General features: G+C 66.6%; 17 protein-coding genes. 12 read left to right on the forward strand and 5 right to left on the reverse strand.

Going from position 1 to position 16,876, the window contains the following annotated elements; genetic code table 11:
- Positions 1–15: 15 nt before the first annotated feature.
- Entirely contained in the window at positions 16–1,137 is a 1,122-nt protein-coding gene (locus K3U96_RS03570) for an XdhC family protein (RefSeq protein WP_220693382.1), read from the reverse strand.
- A 180-nt stretch (positions 1,138–1,317) separates the two neighbouring features.
- Here K3U96_RS03570 and K3U96_RS03575 point away from each other — a divergent pair, with 180 nt between their 5' ends.
- A complete protein-coding gene (locus K3U96_RS03575; protein WP_220692097.1) occupies positions 1,318–2,016 on the forward strand; it encodes a M15 family metallopeptidase in 699 nt (232 codons plus the stop codon).
- Here K3U96_RS03575 and K3U96_RS03580 read toward each other — a convergent pair.
- The 3 genes from K3U96_RS03580 to K3U96_RS03590 all read right to left on the reverse strand — a co-directional run bounded on the left by K3U96_RS03580 (position 2,013) and on the right by K3U96_RS03590 (position 5,206).
- Positions 2,013–2,486 (reverse strand): hypothetical protein, encoded by a 474-nt coding sequence (locus K3U96_RS03580; RefSeq protein ID WP_220692098.1) that lies wholly within the window; start codon positions 2,484–2,486, stop codon positions 2,013–2,015. The genes K3U96_RS03575 and K3U96_RS03580 overlap by 4 nt on opposite strands.
- Positions 2,487–2,490: 4 nt before the next feature.
- Positions 2,491–4,620, reverse strand: a complete 2,130-nt coding sequence (locus K3U96_RS03585; protein ID WP_220692099.1) for a glycoside hydrolase family 183 protein — start codon at positions 4,618–4,620, stop codon at positions 2,491–2,493.
- Positions 4,621–4,840: 220 nt separating this feature from the next.
- Positions 4,841–5,206, reverse strand: a complete 366-nt coding sequence (locus K3U96_RS03590) for a hypothetical protein (protein WP_069407281.1) — start codon at positions 5,204–5,206, stop codon at positions 4,841–4,843.
- A 53-nt stretch (positions 5,207–5,259) separates the two neighbouring features.
- On the opposite strand from K3U96_RS03590, the gene K3U96_RS03595 reads away from it, so the two are divergent.
- From K3U96_RS03595 to K3U96_RS03620, 6 genes are all read left to right on the forward strand, one after another.
- Positions 5,260–6,528, forward strand: a complete 1,269-nt coding sequence (locus K3U96_RS03595; RefSeq protein ID WP_220692100.1) for a spinster family MFS transporter — start codon at positions 5,260–5,262, stop codon at positions 6,526–6,528.
- Positions 6,529–7,180: 652 nt separating this feature from the next.
- Positions 7,181–7,693 carry a MarR family winged helix-turn-helix transcriptional regulator gene (locus tag K3U96_RS03600; protein ID WP_069407279.1) on the forward strand — a complete coding sequence of 171 codons (513 nt, stop codon included), beginning with the start codon at positions 7,181–7,183 and terminating at the stop codon, positions 7,691–7,693.
- 419 nt (positions 7,694–8,112) lie between these two features.
- Positions 8,113–8,451, forward strand: a complete 339-nt coding sequence (locus K3U96_RS03605) for a hypothetical protein (RefSeq protein ID WP_220692101.1) — start codon at positions 8,113–8,115, stop codon at positions 8,449–8,451.
- A gap of 77 nt (positions 8,452–8,528) precedes the next feature.
- Positions 8,529–8,942, forward strand: coding sequence for a hypothetical protein (locus K3U96_RS03610; RefSeq protein ID WP_220692102.1), 414 nt, complete (start codon positions 8,529–8,531; stop codon positions 8,940–8,942).
- Positions 8,943–9,014: 72 nt separating this feature from the next.
- Positions 9,015–10,040, forward strand: a complete 1,026-nt coding sequence (locus K3U96_RS03615; RefSeq protein WP_220692103.1) for an NADP-dependent oxidoreductase — start codon at positions 9,015–9,017, stop codon at positions 10,038–10,040.
- A gap of 109 nt (positions 10,041–10,149) precedes the next feature.
- Positions 10,150–10,899, forward strand: a complete 750-nt coding sequence (locus tag K3U96_RS03620) for a cutinase family protein (RefSeq protein ID WP_220692104.1) — start codon at positions 10,150–10,152, stop codon at positions 10,897–10,899.
- A gap of 15 nt (positions 10,900–10,914) precedes the next feature.
- On the opposite strand, the gene K3U96_RS03625 is transcribed toward K3U96_RS03620, so the two are convergent.
- Positions 10,915–11,391: a histone-like nucleoid-structuring protein Lsr2 gene (locus K3U96_RS03625; protein ID WP_084223695.1), complete on the reverse strand. Its 477-nt coding sequence runs from the start codon at positions 11,389–11,391 to the stop codon at positions 10,915–10,917.
- Positions 11,392–11,736: 345 nt separating this feature from the next.
- On the opposite strand from K3U96_RS03625, the gene K3U96_RS03630 reads away from it, so the two are divergent.
- The 5 genes from K3U96_RS03630 (at position 11,737) to K3U96_RS03650 (ending at position 16,874) form a co-directional block, all read left to right on the forward strand.
- The gene (locus K3U96_RS03630; protein ID WP_220692105.1) at positions 11,737–12,276 is read left to right on the forward strand and encodes a hypothetical protein; all 540 of its coding nucleotides are present in this window, start codon (positions 11,737–11,739) and stop codon (positions 12,274–12,276) included.
- A gap of 129 nt (positions 12,277–12,405) precedes the next feature.
- On the forward strand, positions 12,406–13,764 hold the full coding sequence (locus K3U96_RS03635) for a PepSY-associated TM helix domain-containing protein (protein ID WP_220692106.1): 1,359 nt from the start codon (positions 12,406–12,408) through the stop codon (positions 13,762–13,764).
- The gene (locus tag K3U96_RS03640) at positions 13,757–14,251 is read left to right on the forward strand and encodes a copper chaperone PCu(A)C (RefSeq protein WP_069407541.1); all 495 of its coding nucleotides are present in this window, start codon (positions 13,757–13,759) and stop codon (positions 14,249–14,251) included. Before K3U96_RS03635 ends, K3U96_RS03640 begins: the two co-directional genes overlap by 8 nt.
- Positions 14,244–15,467: a Dyp-type peroxidase gene (locus K3U96_RS03645; RefSeq protein ID WP_220692107.1), complete on the forward strand. Its 1,224-nt coding sequence runs from the start codon at positions 14,244–14,246 to the stop codon at positions 15,465–15,467. Before K3U96_RS03640 ends, K3U96_RS03645 begins: the two co-directional genes overlap by 8 nt.
- Positions 15,468–15,551: 84 nt before the next feature.
- Positions 15,552–16,874 (forward strand): cytochrome P450, encoded by a 1,323-nt coding sequence (locus K3U96_RS03650; RefSeq protein ID WP_220692108.1) that lies wholly within the window; start codon positions 15,552–15,554, stop codon positions 16,872–16,874.
- Positions 16,875–16,876 lie beyond the last annotated feature (2 nt).

Genomic DNA, 16,876 nt, shown 5'->3' on the forward strand with positions numbered 1-16,876 from the left:
ATCGGATGAGTTGTCTCATCCGTCGCGGTGGATCCGGCCGCTCGTCTCGGTCAGCGGGCGACCGCCGCCGCCCCACCGCCGGGCGATGAGCTCCGCGGCGATCGACACTGCGGTCTCCTCGGGTGTGCGCGCACCCAGATCCAGCCCGATCGGACTGGCCAGTCGGCATAACTCGGCGTCGGTCAGCCCGGCCTCGCGTAGCCGGGCTGTCCGATCGTCGTGGGTGCGTCGCGACCCCATCACCCCGATGTAGCCGACCTCGGGCAACCGCAGCGCCACCTGCAGCACCGGCACGTCGAACTTGGGATCGTGGGTGAGCACACAGATCGCCGTCCGCGCGTCGATGGCGCCCTGCTCGGCCTGCTCGGCCAGGTAGCGGTCGGGCCATTTCACGACGACTTCGTCGGCGGCGGGGAAGCGGGCCGGCGTCGCGAACACCGGCCGTGCGTCGCACACCGTCACCCGGTAGCCGAGCAGTGCGGCCTGTTGGGCGAGCGCGCTGGCGAAGTCGATCGCACCGAAGATCAGCATCCGGGGGCGCGGGGCGTGGCTGGCGACGAACACCTCCATCCCGGTTTCCTGACGCTGACCGTCGGGGCCGTAGGACAGCACGGTCGTGCGCCCCGCGGCGAGCAGCCCACGTGCGTCGTCGGTGACCGCGGCGTCGGCGCGCGCCGAACCCAACGTCCCGTCGGCCGCGTCCGGTCCGACGACCAGCCGGCGACCGACCACCTGCGGGTCGGGGTGGGCGATGACGGTCGCGACGGCCGTCGGGCGGTGCGCGGCGATGTCGTCGGCGATCTCCTGCAGCTGCGGGAAGGTGTCGCGCGACATCGGCTCGGCGAAGATGTCGATGATGCCGCCGCAGGTGAGCCCGACCGCGAACGCGTCGTCGTCGCTGACGCCGTAGCGCTGCAGTTCCGGCCGGCCCGAGGCGACGACCTCGTTGGCCAGCTCGTACACCGCGGCCTCCACGCAGCCGCCCGACACCGAGCCCGCGACCGAGCCGTCGGGAGCGACGATCATCGCGGCGCCGGGTTCGCGCGGTGCCGACCGGATCGTGCGCACGACGGTTGCCACGCCCGCGGTTCCGCCGGCCTTCCACACCGACAGCAGCTGGTCGAGTACGTCGCGCACGCTCGCAGTGTAGGCCGGATGTGCGCCGCCGCTAGGCAGATGCTCAGCCGACGTCGAACTCGATCCCGGTGCGTTTACGTAGTCGAGTTGGGGTAGTTTCGCCTCGAACACGGTGGGCAGACGACGGTCGGTGGCAGCAAGGCTCATGTCGGTCTCCTCGAAAATCGCGCTGACACCTCGATGCTCGATCCGGAAGGAAAGCGGGCCAGCGTAGTGCAGCACTACCGCAACGCGGCGAAGAGGATCGTGGCGGGCCTGTTCGTGGCGTTTGCGTGGTGCGCGACGCCCGCGGTCGCGCTCGCCTCCCCGGTGCCGCCGGTATCGGATGCGGCAAGGGCAGCGGGTCTGGTCGATGTGCGCACGGTCGTCCCGGATGCGGTCATCGACCTGCGCTACGCCACACCGGACAACTTCGTCGGCGAACAGCTGTACCCGAGCGACGCGCGCTGTCTGGTGCACGAGTCGATCGCCGCGGGTCTTGCGACGGCGGCTCAAGCGCTGCGCCCCGACGTGCTGGTGTTCTGGGACTGTTACCGGCCCCACGATGTGCAGGTGCGGATGTATGAGGCGGTATCGGACTCTGGTTGGGTGGCGCGGCCAGGACCCTACGCGCGCAGCCATGAAGCCGGTCTGTCGGTCGACGTCACATTGGCGCGCGACGGCGCCTACGTCGACATGGGCACCGGCTTCGACGAGTTCACGACGCGCGCCAACGCGTATGCGACCGACGGCGTCAGCGCGGCCGCCCAGCGAAACCGGGCCCGGTTACGCGAGGCGATGAAAGCCGGTGGGCTTTCGGTGTATTCGGGAGAGTGGTGGCACTTCGACGCTCCGAACGCCGGCGTCAACCATCCGATTCTCGACGCGCCAGTGAACTAATCCGCCTTTTCCCACAGGCAGTTCCCACTCAGGTCGGCCTCGAACATCCTGGGCGGCACGGTGATCGAGAGCGGTGCCCCCGGTTCGCCCTCTGCCGCCTCAGGCGCGCCGACCACGCCGGCGCTCACCACCTCCGACAGCACCGCGCGACAGCGGCTTTCCGAATCCTGCGGGGTTGCCGTCCAATCGCCCGAGGCGACTTCGGGGTTGCGCCTACCTTGTCCACGCAGCGTGATCTCCGGCCCGTAGCTCAACCACCTGTCGTTCGGCGGTTGCGGGGTGGCGACGGACTGCCACCGGCCGTCGCGACAGGTCAGCGGCATGGTGGCACCCGGTGCGACGGTCGCGACGTCGGACAGCTCGGCCGGGCAGGGGCTGTCCGGTTGCGGCACGGCGGGGTCGGCGGCCGCGACGGCAGGCGCCGACAGCAGGGTCGCCGCCGCCACGAATGCGATTACGTTGCCACGCACCGGACTACACCTTGTCGAGATCGGTGCTCATCAGCATCACGTTGTATTCCGACCACAGCGACAGGTTCCAGTACAGCTCCGAGCCGGTGCCCTGGGTGGACGGTGACCACGGATGCATCATCGGCGCGTAGATGCCGCCGTTCTGCTGGCTCATCAACACCTTCGCGCTCGACCACGTGCCTTCCGGGCGGTCGGCTGTGCGCATCACGATGTTGTTGAACTGGTCGCCGTGCAGCACGACGTACTTGCCCAGATGTTCGTTGTACTGCACCGACATCTCGCTGACCTGGTTACCGACCTTGGCGACTCCGCAGGCGCCCTTGTCCACCCCGAACACCGGGGTGGCCTTGCCGGGATCGTTCTTGTACCAGCCGGCCGGAGTGCTCGAGAACCAGCTCTTCTTTCCGGCGCTGTAGTACTCGTACTTGCTGACGTCCAGGATGTCCTTCTCGGCGACGCGGGACAGGTACGCGGCGCCTTGGCGGCCGTTGGGGGTGCCGTACATGTAGACGTAGCCGTCGTCGCCGCGGACGAAAGCCGACTGCTGGAAGTTCTTCTGCCCGCTCCACGGGTCGTTATAGCGCACGGAAGTCGGTGCGACGGTCCAGTTTTCGCCGTTGTCCGTCGAGTACGCGATCGCCGAGTAGTTCGTGGTCCAGCGCCCCGGCGAACCCCACTGCGACACCGACATGAAGCTGACGTACTGGGTGACCCCGAACTGGGTGCCCGGGGTCGGAAGGGCGATGCCCGCGGTCGGAATGAGCGTCACCCCGGTCGGCAGCCCGGGTGCGGGGTGAATGATCTGCCTGGCGAACGTCGGGTTCGACAGCGGTGCGCCGCCGAACATGTTGCCGTTGAACCATTCTCCGTCGGGAATCGTCATACCGTCGGCAAGGTCGTAGTCAGAACTGCGGAACAGCGTGTTGAGCCGCCATATCCCGGACATGTTGGGGCCGCTGAACGTGTCGCCGACCGCGATGAGGATCTGGTGCTCGTTGTACGGGGTCGACGGGTCGTCGACCATGCCGTTGTCCCACATGACGCCGACGTCGGTGCCGTACACGCCGAACCGGTCGGCGGTGTTGTTCGTCGGATAGTTACCGGTCACCCAGTCCACGAACTTGGTGGACGCGCTGAACTGTTGACCGGGCGTCGGAAAGCGCGGTCTCGGGTTGGCGGCCACGGCGGCCAGGGCAAGGCTGGTGGTGGTTTGGGCGGGCAGCGTCGATTCCGTCGACGTCTGGCCGCTCAACCCGGTGAGGAAGGTCTCGAACTCGCGGCGTGCGAACGCGAGCAGGCCCCACATGAACACCGGCTGGGTGGGTGCGGTCGGCGCGGTGCCCGCGAGCGGGTTCAGCACCCAGTTCACGACGCTGGAGACCACGGTGGTCACCGCAGCGAGCAGATCTTCCTGCGGTTTGGGCGCCGAGTCCACCGACTGGACCTCGGTGACCTCGGCGGACAGTGCGGCCATCTTGGGCGACATCATCATCGGGGAGGCCGCGGCCAGCACGCGCGCGTCGACGAACTGGGCGACCGCCGCGGTGCTGCGAACCGGTGCGGACGGCTCGTCGAGCGTTTCCACTGTGCGCGCCGATGTGGTCACGGTGGTTTGCGCCGCCGTGCTGCTGGACTTCGTCGAGTGCGACGAGGGCTTGGGCGTCGGGTCATCGTCGGTGGCGGGCGGGTTCTCGGACTGCGCCGGCTCCTCGGATTCGGTCGGCTCAGGGTCCGGCGTCTCGGAGACCGCAGGCGGTTCTTCTTCGTCTACTTCGTCGGTGTCGGTGTCGGTGTCGGTGTCGGTGTCGGTGTCCGGGTCCTCGGCCTCGGGGTCCTCGGTCTCGACCCCAGTGCCGGTATTGGTCTGGGCCTGCACGACGCCGGTCGTGGTCGCGGGAGCGTCGTCGGTCGTCTCTTCGTTCTGCGAGGGCTTCTCGGTGCTCCGTGACGTGTCGGTGGTCTCGGACGTCTCGGTGGCGGACGTGGTCGACGTGCTCTGTTCCGACGACGTCGAAGCGGTCGATCCGGCTCCTTCGTCGGCCAGCGCCACCCCGTGGCCGGTGGCGATTGCCGTTCCGACGCCCAGGGCGACGGCCAGTCCCCCGACGCGGCCGATCTGAGCTGCGGCTGCCATGAACTCACCCTCCAGTTACTTCTCCCCCGAGAGATTTGCGCTACAGGCATTAAAGCGAACCCGGACAATGATCACAGCAAAAGAGGCAAATGTCTCATAAACCTCATCAGACCCTGTGGTCATGATCTTGATGGGCTTTTAGCCGACACCGGAATCGACGAGCAATGATTGTCGAGGTGATCGCACCGTGGACGGCAGAAATAGCGGGCACCGCCATCCACTAGGGCGTGATGCCGGCCTCGCGCAGCGCCTGTTCGTAGAGGTCGGTGGCCTCGCTGAGGCCCTCGTTGACCCAGGCGTCCACCATGCCGACCCGGTCGGCGAACAGCTGCGCCCGGTTCAACCAGACCTGGAAGTCGTCGTCGCGGCGCAGTGCGTCGATCTGCGCCGCCGAGCCCTGGATAAGGATGAAGCCACCCAGTTCGGTGCTCTGCGGTTTGAGGATGGCGACGTCGAAGCGCTCGAACTTGCCCTCTTGCGCCAACCGGTCGAGGTAGCCGGTCGTCTCCCGCAGCAGTGCGAGCGCCTGCGGCTCACGCCCGGGCGTGGGAATCCCCCAAGCGATCCAGAATCCTGCTTCGGCCATTGCTTCCTTCTACACCACATGTGGCGTTCGGCCAATCGTGCGACCCTCCTTGGATGCTTCAACGCCATGAGCCCCCACGCGCGTGGGCAGCGGTGGTGCTGCTCGCGATCGTCGGCACGCTGAACTACGCCGACCGGTTCTTGCCGGCCGTGCTGGCCGAGCCGATCAAACAAGAGCTGGTGTTGTCGGACACGATGATCGGCGTCATCAACGGCTTCGGCTTTCTCGTCGTGTATGCCGTGCTCGGCATCGCGATCGCCCGGATCGCCGACCGGGGCGCGTTCGGTCTGGTGATCTCGGTGTGTCTGACCCTGTGGGGCGCGATGACGATGCTGGGCGGCGCGGTGCAGTCCGGGTTCCAGCTGGTGCTCACCCGCGTGGGCGTCGCGATAGGAGAAGCGGGCAGCACCCCGGCCGCACATGCCTACGTGGCCCGCAATTTCGCGCCGGAACGGCGCGCGGCCCCGTTGGCCGTCATCACGTTGGCCATCCCGCTGACCAGTGCGGCAAGCCTGGTCGGCGGTGGCTTGCTGGCCCAGTCACTGGGCTGGCGAACGACTTTCGTGGTGATGGGTGCCATCAGCGTGCTGTTCGCACCGTTGGTGCTGCTGGTTCTGGGCCGTCGCCAGACGATGCCTTCGGAGCCGGCGCAGCACGGGGCGCCCGCGGCTAACCCGTGGGACCTGCTGAAGAAGCCGGCGTTTCTGCTGATCGTCGGGGGAGGGGCATGTGTCTCGTTCGCGGGTTACTCGCTGACGGCGTTCGCGCCTGCGTATCTGGTGCGGACCCGCGGAATGTCGCTGGGCGAGGTCGGCGTGCAGTACGGGGTGGCGAGCGGCCTGACCGGGATCGTCGGCCTGCTGGTCGTCGGCCGGATCGCTGACCGCCTGTCGGCCAGGGATCCTCGCTGGTTGCTCTGGCTGGTAGGGGTGATGATCGCTGCGCTGCTGCCGTTTTCGGCGCTGGCGTTCGTGGTGCAGGACCGGGCGCTGTGCATCTTGTTCATCGCGATGAGCTACGTGATCGGCACGGCCTACATGGCACCGTCGATCGCGGCCATTCAGCGGCTGGTGCGCGTCGAGCAGCGCGCGACAGCGTCCGCGGTGTTCCTCTTCTTCGGCGCCATCATCGGAAGCGCCGGTCCGTTTCTGACCGGTGTCATCAGCGACGCGCTGACGGCCGACATGGGCGTGATGTCGCTGGGGCGGGCCCTGCTGATCGTGCCGGTGGCCCAGATCGTCGCGATCGGATGCTACGCGGCGGCGAGCGGGCGTTTCGTCCGCGAGATCCTCGACGCGCCGGAGCTGGCAACCAGTAACTGACCGGCATTTCGGGCGGGGCGCCCGGCTTCAGCGCGGACCCGGTCGCCGTTGACGGAGCCGGCACCATTTGCTGATTTCGATGCGGCGGCTGACGCGGTGCGCTCCGCCGGCTCGACATGAAGAGCCCGGTGTCCATTTTCGATTGCCCTGGCAGATACCTTCGCGACAACGATGGCAATGCTTTTCATCGGTATGGCGCAGCGGATGCGCGCCATTCCTTGCAAACTCGACCGAGAGACGACCGCATTCGCGAGTTCTGTGGATTGAATTTGCTCCCCACCGAACGCAACCAACCAATTGGTTGGTCGGCAAAGACGTAGACACGTTCATTTCCTAGGACTTGTAGCAAACATTTGAATAAATCAGGTTACCGGCTCGGACTGCGGTTTTAGGCGAAACTCGACGGTGTCAGACAACAACTAGTAACGTATAGAACACGTTGCAATCGGCGCCGGGGTGCCGTTTGTGATTTGAAGTATTTCAGCCGCGGAGGGGGTTTTCTGACGTCTCGTCGACACACCGATGAACAGGCGATCGAGGCGAGACCGCCCATTGCCAGGATTCAACGTGGCTGGGCGGATCTGTGACGATTGCCGGAATCGCCCTTGAAGGCTCCGATGATGGACAACCGGCATCCATACCATTGCCCGCCGTGAAGCACAGCACTCCCGAGTCGTCGACTGGTCGATTGCCGGGACTCGACGACACCGAGCAACGGTGCTGGCAGGTGTTCAGCGAGACCGCGACAGCACTCTGTGCCGCGTTGAACCGCCAACTGGTCGAGGCGCACGGGCTCACGTTGTGGGATGTCATGTTGCTGCGTTTCCTCGCCAACTCCGGCGACGGTTGCGCGCGGATGGGCGAGATCGCCGAAGTCCTCGCCGTGATTCCCAGCAGGGTCAGTCAGCAGACGCGCCGATTGGAAGCCCAAGCGCTGGTGCGCCGATGCAAGAGCCAACAGGACCGGCGGGTCGTCATCGCCAGCATCACCCGCGAGGGACGGGCCCGGTTGAAACCGGCCCTCGCAACATACGCCAAGGGTGTTCGCGCCTTGTACCTGAATTCCTTGACGCGCCAACAGATGACGGGTTTCGGCGACAGTTGCCGACGCGTCGGCACACCGTTGCGACAGCAGGAAGCCCCGGCGAAATCCACCCGCAGTTAGCTTTTACGGTGTTCGCGCCGCAATGGCCAAGTCGCAATTTTCGCCGGCTGACCCCCTCTGAAAAGCTCGTGGCAAACCCCTCGAAGGCAGGGTAGGCATCATGGTTGCATGTGACGAGTTAGTTTCGGCTTGAAACTGTCTGACGCTGCCGTTATTTTGCCGGTCACTGACGCCAATGGACTGCCCAGCAGATTCGCCTACCGGTCAAATTGCCCGGCTTGCAACGAGCCTGACCAATCCGTGAACCACCACCGAAATATAGTCGGTGGCCTGCAGGTTTTCGGTATCTTCTGGCGTGTTACCACCAGGGGGAGTTGCGTTGGCTATACCACCCGACGGCACGCTACGTCAGGGGCTCGCGCGGCAACATCTCCGGGTGCCGCTGTGTTCGTTTTCGGGCCAGAACGGAGCCATTCCTGATGAACTCGGATGAATACTGCGTGCCCCCTCCACTCGACGCCACCGACATCGGTCCTTGGGAGAACCACGACGGTCAGATCGAACGGCATTTCCTCGGCACCCGCCGGGGCGAACAGGTGCCCGTCCAGATCGCCGGCTTGCAGGACGTCGACGGCGCGGTCATCGCCCGGATGATCCGTATCGGAAACGAACAGGTAGAACTCGATATCGCCGACGTCCACGAGCTGATCTGGACCCTCGCCGACGCGTGCAACGAAGCCGACCGGTTGACCCATCTGTCGAGTGACTTCGGGCGTGAGTTCTGCGCGGATCTTCTGTGGGACGTCGACTCGGCGTGAGCGCCGGCGCCATGCGACCCACCGGCCAGCACGTCACCTGCGCGCAGTTGCAGGATCTATTGCGTCGGGACGCAGCAGTGGCCACTGAATGGCTCGTGCGCCGCCGCTCACGCGCGTACGCCGACGACCTCGTCCTACAGCGCAAGCGGGCGCTGGCCTACATCGACTGGTGCGGGTCCGCATCGGATGCCCTGGGACGAGACGGGTTGCTCGACTACACCGATTTCGTTCGGGAGTGGCGAATGCAAGCCATCCACAGCGACATTCGCGATATGCCTCACCGATGGGCGTGGGTGTTCGGCTCACAGGTACTTCTGGCCGTCTCGGTGATGCTGTTCATCGCCGGCGTCCCGCTGGTGGCCATGCCGCTGTTAGCGGGCGCCATCTTCGGTGCACTGCATGTATATCTGGCCGTTCCTCCTGTGGTCGTCGGCCCGGACTATGCGAAGGTGCCGCGCACCGCCGACGATTTCGGAGTTTCGCGACCATAGCGGGTCCGCGGGCGAATCGCTGCCCGGCCGCCTTCTGACCAAAGTGCGACCAAACCCGGTAGTTTCGCGACCGTGGCCGACTTGATGAATCGCCAGATCGTACTGCGACGCCGGCCCAGCGGGTTGGTGCAACCCCACGACACCGAGTTGGTCACCATGCCGGCGCCCGAACCCGCTGACGGCGAGGCGCTCGTGCGCACCACCTACATCGGCATCGACGCCGCCGCGCGCACCTGGCTCAACGACCAGCCCGGTTACCTGCCCCCCGTGCAACTCGGCGAGGTCATCCGCGCAGCCGGGATCGGCGAGGTGGTGGCGTCGCGCTGCGACGCCTATGCGGTGGGGGACGTCGTCACCACGCTGACCGGGTTTCAGGAATACGTGATCAGCCGCGACGATCTGTTCACCACGCCGGTGCCTGGGCCGGCCGTTGACCAGCTTGCGGTCATGAGTGTGTACGGCCCGACCGGTGCGACAGCGTATTTCGGCATGCACGACATCGGCAGACCGCAACCGGGGGAGACGGTCGTGGTGTCCGCTGCCGCCGGCGCGACCGGGTCGGTCGCCGGGCAGATCGCCAAGATCGCCGGTGCGCGCGTCGTCGGCATTGCCGGGGGCCCCCGAAAGTGCCGGGCGGTGGTCGAGGACTTCGGCTTCGACGCGTGCATCGACTACCGCGAGAACGACCTCAAGGCGGGCCTCAAACAGCACTGCCCGAAGGGCGTCGACGTCTACTTCGACAACGTCGGCGGTCCGATCCTAGATGCGGTACTGGGCCGGTTGGCCCCCAAGGCGCGCGTCGTCCTCTGCGGCGTCATCTCCAGCTATCTGAGCGGTGAGCATCCCGGGCCGGCCAACTACGTGAACCTGCTGTCGCGCACGGCGTTGATGCAGGGGTTCAACGCGCTGGACGAGTGGGGCCGGTTCGAGGAGGCGTTCGGCCCGCTTCGCCAATGGGCGCAGGACGGCCGCCTTGTTCACCGCCAGACGATTTTCGAGGGCATCGAGTCGTGTGTCGACGCGTTGAACGGGCTATTCACCGGCGCTAACATCGGCAAGATGCTGGTGAAGGTCAGCGAACCCAGCACGGCCGGATGAGTCCCGCAACGCCGTGGTTTTACCAGCAAACGTTACGGGGTACTGAGTCTCCGGGCGACGGCCGTCGCACTTCTGTTTGGCGGATATCGATGACGTGTAGGAGTTGACTATGAACGCTCGGCGAATCGCTCGACTGCTGGCCGTTGCAGCGGCGATGTTCGCGGCGCTGCTCGCGGGTCCTGTTCCCTTCAGCGCAGCCCAGCCGCTCCCGCCGCCCCCGGCTCCGGTGCCTGCGCCGCCGCCGGCCTGCCCAGACGTGCAGCTGGTGTTCGCGCGAGGAACCGGCGAGCCGCCCGGAGTCGGTGGTATCGGCCAGGCGTACGTTGATGCGCTCCGCGCGCAGCTGGGCCCCAAGACCCTGGACGTCTACCCGGTCAACTACCCGGCGAGCAGTGCGTTCGGTGACCGAATCCAATTCGCCCGTACGGTCATTGACGGGATTCGCGACGCGGGGATGAAGGTCGAGGCAACGGCGGCGAACTGTCCTGACACCAAGGTCGTCCTCGGCGGCTTCTCGCAGGGTGCGGTGGTTGCCGGCTTCGTGACCGCGGCTGAGATTCCCGAGCAGATACCGCCCGAGTACCTGGAGTTCATTCCGAAGCCGATGCCCGACGAGATTGCTGAGCACGTCGCTGCGGTGGTGTTGATCGCCATGCCGTCGGATCGGTTCATGCGTGATATCGGCGCTCCGCCGGTCGTGATCGGCCCGTCGTACGTCGAGAAGACGCTGAAGTTGTGCGCACCCGACGACACCATCTGCAACGGCGCGCCCGTCGGCGGACCGTCCTTCGCGCACAACGTCTACGGCGTCAACGGCATGGTCGGTGAGGGAGCGGCTTTCGTAGTGCAACGGCTCTGATTTCTAGTCGAGCCGTCAGGTCGTGTGCCGGACCTTCCGCGCGTGGGCAGCTTCGTAAGCCTTGAGGACTTCGCGTGGTATCCGACCGTGTACGGCCACACCGTGGCCGTACGTCCAGGCCCACTGGCGAATCGCGGCGCGTCTCATGGCGGCGGCCTCGGCGGAGTCAAGCGTCGTGCTGAATAGGTGCCTACGTTGGCGGGTCGCTGTTTGACGCGCCGCACCTATCCACGCAGCGAAAGCATCTCGCAACTTTGTGGCATTCTCTCGGGACAGGTAGATCTCGTACCGGACGCCATCCAATTCGAACACGACTATCTCGTCAGCGGCGCTGGCCCGATCGAATTCATCGACGAATACCACCTCGGCGGTCAATGTCCTGCCCCCCTCGCAGCGCTGTGCACGTGACGAAACGCAGCCCGCTAATGGAAAGACGTGCATCGCCAGCGCTACACCCCTCGTCGCTAAAGAAGCGCTGGCTGCATTCGCCATTCCACTTATGGCGGGCGCGATTGCAGTCAGAGGGCAAGGTACCTCGTCACGGCTTCGCTGGTGGGGTGGTTTCACGAAATAATTGACGCACGCGTCGACGCAGCGAAGATTTGTACATTTCGCTTGGTAGACAATGGCAGATCAGTGGGTCGAAAATCATTCTCCAGCAAACTCGTCACCGCCCACGCATTAGTTGCAACTGCAAAGTTCTGGTATGCCGTAGGAGTGGTCGCCTTTATGGAAATGTCAGCATGCACCGTATTCGCCCGGGAATTCGGCTGCCGTGTGCGCCGGCCGCTCGCGGTCTACTAGGCGCTGTAGTAGCGACGCGGTAAGGTTTGGCGCGTGAGCACCCCGAGAATACGGGCGCGCTGGTTGCGCGGTGGCCTGGTCGGCGGATGCTCGGCGCTGCTCACCGTCGGCGCTCACGCCGCCGTCGACGACCGACTTCCCCACGGCGCTGCGCTGATGGTCGTCCTGTTGCTGTGCGCCACCGCGGGGGCGGCGGTCGGCACCGCGCCGGCGGGCCGTGGGCACGGTCGTCTTGTCGGCGTCATTGCCGCATTGGGCGGCACCCAACTTCTCGGCCACTGGGCGCTGGCGCTGTTCGGTGGCCACCACCACGGCCTCGGCGGGTTCGGGATGTCCCCGTCGATGGCGGCCGCGCACGCCGCAGCGGCCATTGTGCTCGGTGCGGCCATCGCAGCGGTGGAGTACCTGTACGTCGTATGCGAGTCGGTGCTGTGCTGGCTGCGGTTGTTCACGCTTGGGGCGCTGCGCGCGACCTCGCGCGCTCGGCACTGGACTGCCAATAGCGTTGTCGCGCAACCCGTCCTGCTTCGCTCAGGGCTGGGCATGCGCGCCCCGCCCGCTTTGGCTGTCTAGCGTCAAGTCTCCGATTCCTGTCGCCATCTCGCTGATGGCCACCTGCTGAGCCGCGATCACGGCGGCATTCTGCGTTGCACCCCGTGCTGCGTCGGCACGCAGCCCCACATCTGAAAGCCCATCGCACATATGACAACTCGCAAGAAACCCGGCGGGCTGCGCGCACTGCTGCTGCGCCTGCACTTCTACGCGGGCGTGTTCGTCGGCCCGTTCATCCTGATCGCGGCCGTCACCGGCCTGCTGTACGCGGTGATCCCGCAGGTCGACAACGCCGTCTATCGCCACGAGCTCACCGTCGATCGCGTCGGCGAGCAACGCCTGCCGCTCGCCGACCAAGTCGCCGCAGTGCGCGCTGCCCATCCCGTCGGTGCCGTGGAAAGCATCCGGCCGCCCGCCGCCGCCGACGAGACCACACAGGTCAGGCTGTTGGTCGACGACGTGCCACCGGGTTACGCGCGCACCGTGTTCGTCGACCCCTACACCGCAGAGCTGCGCGGCGCGCTGACCACCTACGGGCAGTGGATGCCGCTGCGGGCGTGGTTCGACGAACTGCACCGCACGCTGCACCTGGACGAGATCGGACGTAACTACAGCGAGCTGGCCGCCAGCTGGCTGTGGGTGATCTCCCTGGCGGGACTGGTGCTCTGGTACCTGCACCGACGAGACACCCAGAAGCTGCGTCGTCTTGCGCTGCCCGACCGTGACAAGAAGGACCGCAGACGGACCCTGTCCTGGCACGGCGCCGTCGGGGTGTGGATCCTCGTTGCGCTGCTGGGGCTGTCGGTCACCGGCATCACGTGGTCACGTTACGGCGGCCAATCCGTGGACCTCATCCAGCAGAAGCTCAACACCGCCGCGCCCACCGTCGACACCGCGCTGGGGCCCCGCACCGGCTCAGAAGCCGCGCTGTCCTACGGCGCCGACACCGCGTGGCGCACCGCCGAGCGGGTGGGACTGCACGGACCGCTGTGGATGTATCCGCCGGCCCAGGGCGGACAGGGCTGGCGGGTGGAGGAGAACAAGCGTGACTGGCCCACCCGGCACGACGCCATCTCGGTCGATCCGGACACCGGCGCCGTCACCGACCGGGTGAACTTCACCGACTGGCCGTTTCTGGCCAAGCTCACCGATTGGGCGATCGACGCGCACATGGGCGTCCTTTTCGGATGGCCGAACCAAATATTTTTGGCGCTCACCGCGATCGGGCTCATCACGATCGTGATCCGGGGCTATCAGATGTGGTGGCAACGCCGTCCGACACGGGGTTCGCAGTGGGCGGTGGGCCCGCCACCGCTTCGCGGAGCGATCCGCAACCTGCCGCCGACGGCGGGCGTCGCACTCGTCGTAGCAGCCGCAGCGCTCGGCTGGTTTCTGCCGCTTTTCGGGCTGAGCCTGGCGGCTTTCGTGGTCGTCGATCTGGTGATCGGCGCGGTCAAACAGCGGCGCGGTGCCGCCGAAGTCAAGGAAAAGGAGTTCTCGGATGCGTAGCTCAACGATTGCGGCGCTGGCCGCGGTCGCACTGGTGGTGTCGAGTTGCACGTCGCAGACGCATGACGAGCCGCCGATGGCCGAGACGGTCACCATCGCCGACCAGTGGGCGAGCGCCGCCGACGCGGGGATGGCCGCCGTGTTCGGCACGTTCACCAACACCGGTCACCACGACGCGCACATCGTCTCCGGCGATTCGTCGGCGGCGGGCAGCGTCGAGCTTCACGAGGTGAAACCCGACGCCACCGGCGCCAAGACGATGCGCCCCAAGGACGACGGGTTCGTCGTACCCGCGGGCGGAACGCGTGACCTGGTGCCCGGCGGCGACCACCTGATGCTGATGGACCTGCGCGAACCGCTGCACCCCGGCGCCGACGTCGTGGTGACCGTGGTGTTCGAGGACGGTTCGACGCTGCCCATCACCGCCCAGGTTCGCGATTTCGCAGGCGCCGACGAGCACTACCAGCCTTCGAACGACCATGGTTGAGCAGTCCGCGCGCGGCCGGTTCCGGCTCAACAGGCGACGCCTTCTCACCGGAGGCGCCGCCGCGTTGGCCACCGGCGCCGCCCTCACCCAGTGCGCACCGGCCCAATCGGCGACGAACCCCACCGGTTTCGGTGCGGACGTCGAGCCGTTCTACGGGCTGCATCAAGGGGGGATCGCCACCGCACCGCAAACACACGTGCTGTTCGTCGCGCTCGATCTCGCACCGCAGGCCGGACGCACGCCGCGCGACACCCTGGCGGCGATCCTGCGACTGTGGACCGCTGATGCGGCCAGGCTCACCCAGGGCCAGCCGGCGCTGGCCGACACCGAACCCGAGCTCGCCCACCGCCCGGCGCGGCTCACCGTCACCGCCGGACTGGGCCCTGCGGTGTTCGACCGCATCGGGTTGGCGCACCTGCGGCCACAGACGGCGACCGACCTGCCCGCATTTCGCACCGACCGACTCGACACCCGCTGGTGCGGTGGCGATCTGCTGCTGCAGATCTGCGCCGACGACCCCGTCGCCGTGGCGCACGCGAGCCGCGTGCTGCTGAAGAACGTGCGCACCATGACGACACAGCGGTGGCGTCAGCGTGGGTTCCGCGACGCACGCGGGTCCGACGCGTCGGGCACGACGATGCGCAACCTCATGGGCCAGGTCGACGGGACGGTGAACCTCACCGACGCCGAGGCGTTCGATCGGCACGTGTGGGACCCCGGCACCGCACAGCCGTGGTTCATCGGTGGCACGATCCTCGTGGTGCGCAGAATTCGCGCAGAGATGGACACCTGGGATGAAATCGACCGGGAAAGTAAGGAACTCGCGGTCGGCCGGCGACTCGACAACGGAGCGCCGCTGACCGGACAGCGCGAGTTCGACGAACCCGATCTCACCGCGACCGTCGCCGGAATTCCGGTGATACCGCCCAACTCCCACGTCGCGCTGGCAAGACGCCGCACCGAAGATGAGCAGTTCCTGCGTCGGCCCTACAACTACGATGACCCGCCGCCCAGCGGTCAGACGACCGACAGCGGCCTCATCTTCGCCACCTACCAACGTGATCCGGTCAAACAGTTCGTGCCGGTACAGCGGCGGCTGGCCGACGGGGATGCGCTCAACGAGTGGATCACCACGATCGGGTCTGCGGTGTTCGCGATCCTGCCCGGCGTCGGCGACGACGAATACCTCGGACAGCGGCTCCTCGAGTCCCGCTGAATAAGTACCGCACAGACGAGTGGACGGTATTTCAGTAGTGCACTATTGAGACCGTCGCGCCGCATCCGCGCAACGATCACGACCATGGCCAGCCCGTGCGACGTGTCGACGCGGAACGGGTTGAACCCGCCAAGGGTGCGCGCACCCAAACTCGTGACCGGTGTCGAATTCGCCTTCTTTCGGCACGCGGCGATGCGGCGTTGGACCGTGCGGTACGGGCACGTCTTCGAGATCAACGTCCCGTTGTTCGGTCGCTGCGTCGTCGTTTCCGATCCGGCCCTGGTGAGGCAGGTGTGCACCGCGGGCGTCGACCAGCTCGACAACGTGGCGCCAAACCTCGGCAACTGGTTCGGCGCCGGTTCGACATTCGGGCTCGACGGAAGCCGCCATCACGACCGGCGCCGGCTGCTCGCACCGGCGCTGCACGGTCAGAGCCTGAAGGGCTGCGCACAGGTCATTGAGGAGGAGACTTTACGGGAGAGCGCGAATTGGCCTGCGGGCAAGGAGTTTCGGACCTTCGAACCGATGAACCGGATCACCCTGGCGGTGATCCTACGGCTGGTGCTTGGCGCTGACGGCGCTGAACTCGACGAACTCAGTGAGATCGTCCCGCCCTATATGACACTCGGGCAGGTCCTGGCATTCGTGCCTGCGCCGGCGGGGTGGGCCAGGCGGCACGGCCCGTGGCACAAGCTGGACGGATTCCGCGGGGTGTTCGACCGGATCGTGTTCACGCTCATCGACAAGGCCCAGGCCGATCCGAGGCTCGACGATCGGACGGACGTCCTCGCGCTGCTGGTTCGCATGCAGCAGCGCGACCCCGCCGCAATGACCCGGTCGGAGGTCTGCGACGAACTGTTGACCTTCATCGGCGCCGGCCACGAAACCACAGCCGCGGCGCTGAGCTGGGGGTTCGAGAGGTTGCGGCGCCAACCCGACGTGCTCGCCGAACTGGTCAACGAGGTCGATGAGGGCGGGGGTGCGCTTCGTCTGGCGTCGATACTGGAGCTGCTGCGCGCGCGGACGGTCATCGACGTGTTCGGCCGCCGGGTCAACGCGCCGGCCTTCGACCTCGGGCAGTGGCGCATCCCGCAGGGCCGCACGGTGCTCGTGCGCATCGCCGATCTGCACGGCCATCCGCAGATCTACCCACATCCCGAGCGGTTCGATCCGCATCGCTTCCTGGGCGTCAGGCCATCGGCGTCGGCGTGGCTGCCGTTCGGCGGCGGAACGCGACGGTGCCTCGGCGCTGATTTCGCGATCGCCGAGATGGACATCGTGCTGCGGACCGTGCTGCGAAATTTCTGCATCACCACCGATGACGCCCCCGACGAAAAGTCCCGGTTCCGGGGCATCGCCCACGTCCCGAGACGCGGCGGCCGCGTCGTAGTGCACCGACGAAAGTAGGC

Source organism: Mycolicibacterium holsaticum DSM 44478 = JCM 12374 (genome assembly GCF_019645835.1).
GTDB lineage: Bacteria > Actinomycetota > Actinomycetes > Mycobacteriales > Mycobacteriaceae > Mycobacterium > Mycobacterium holsaticum.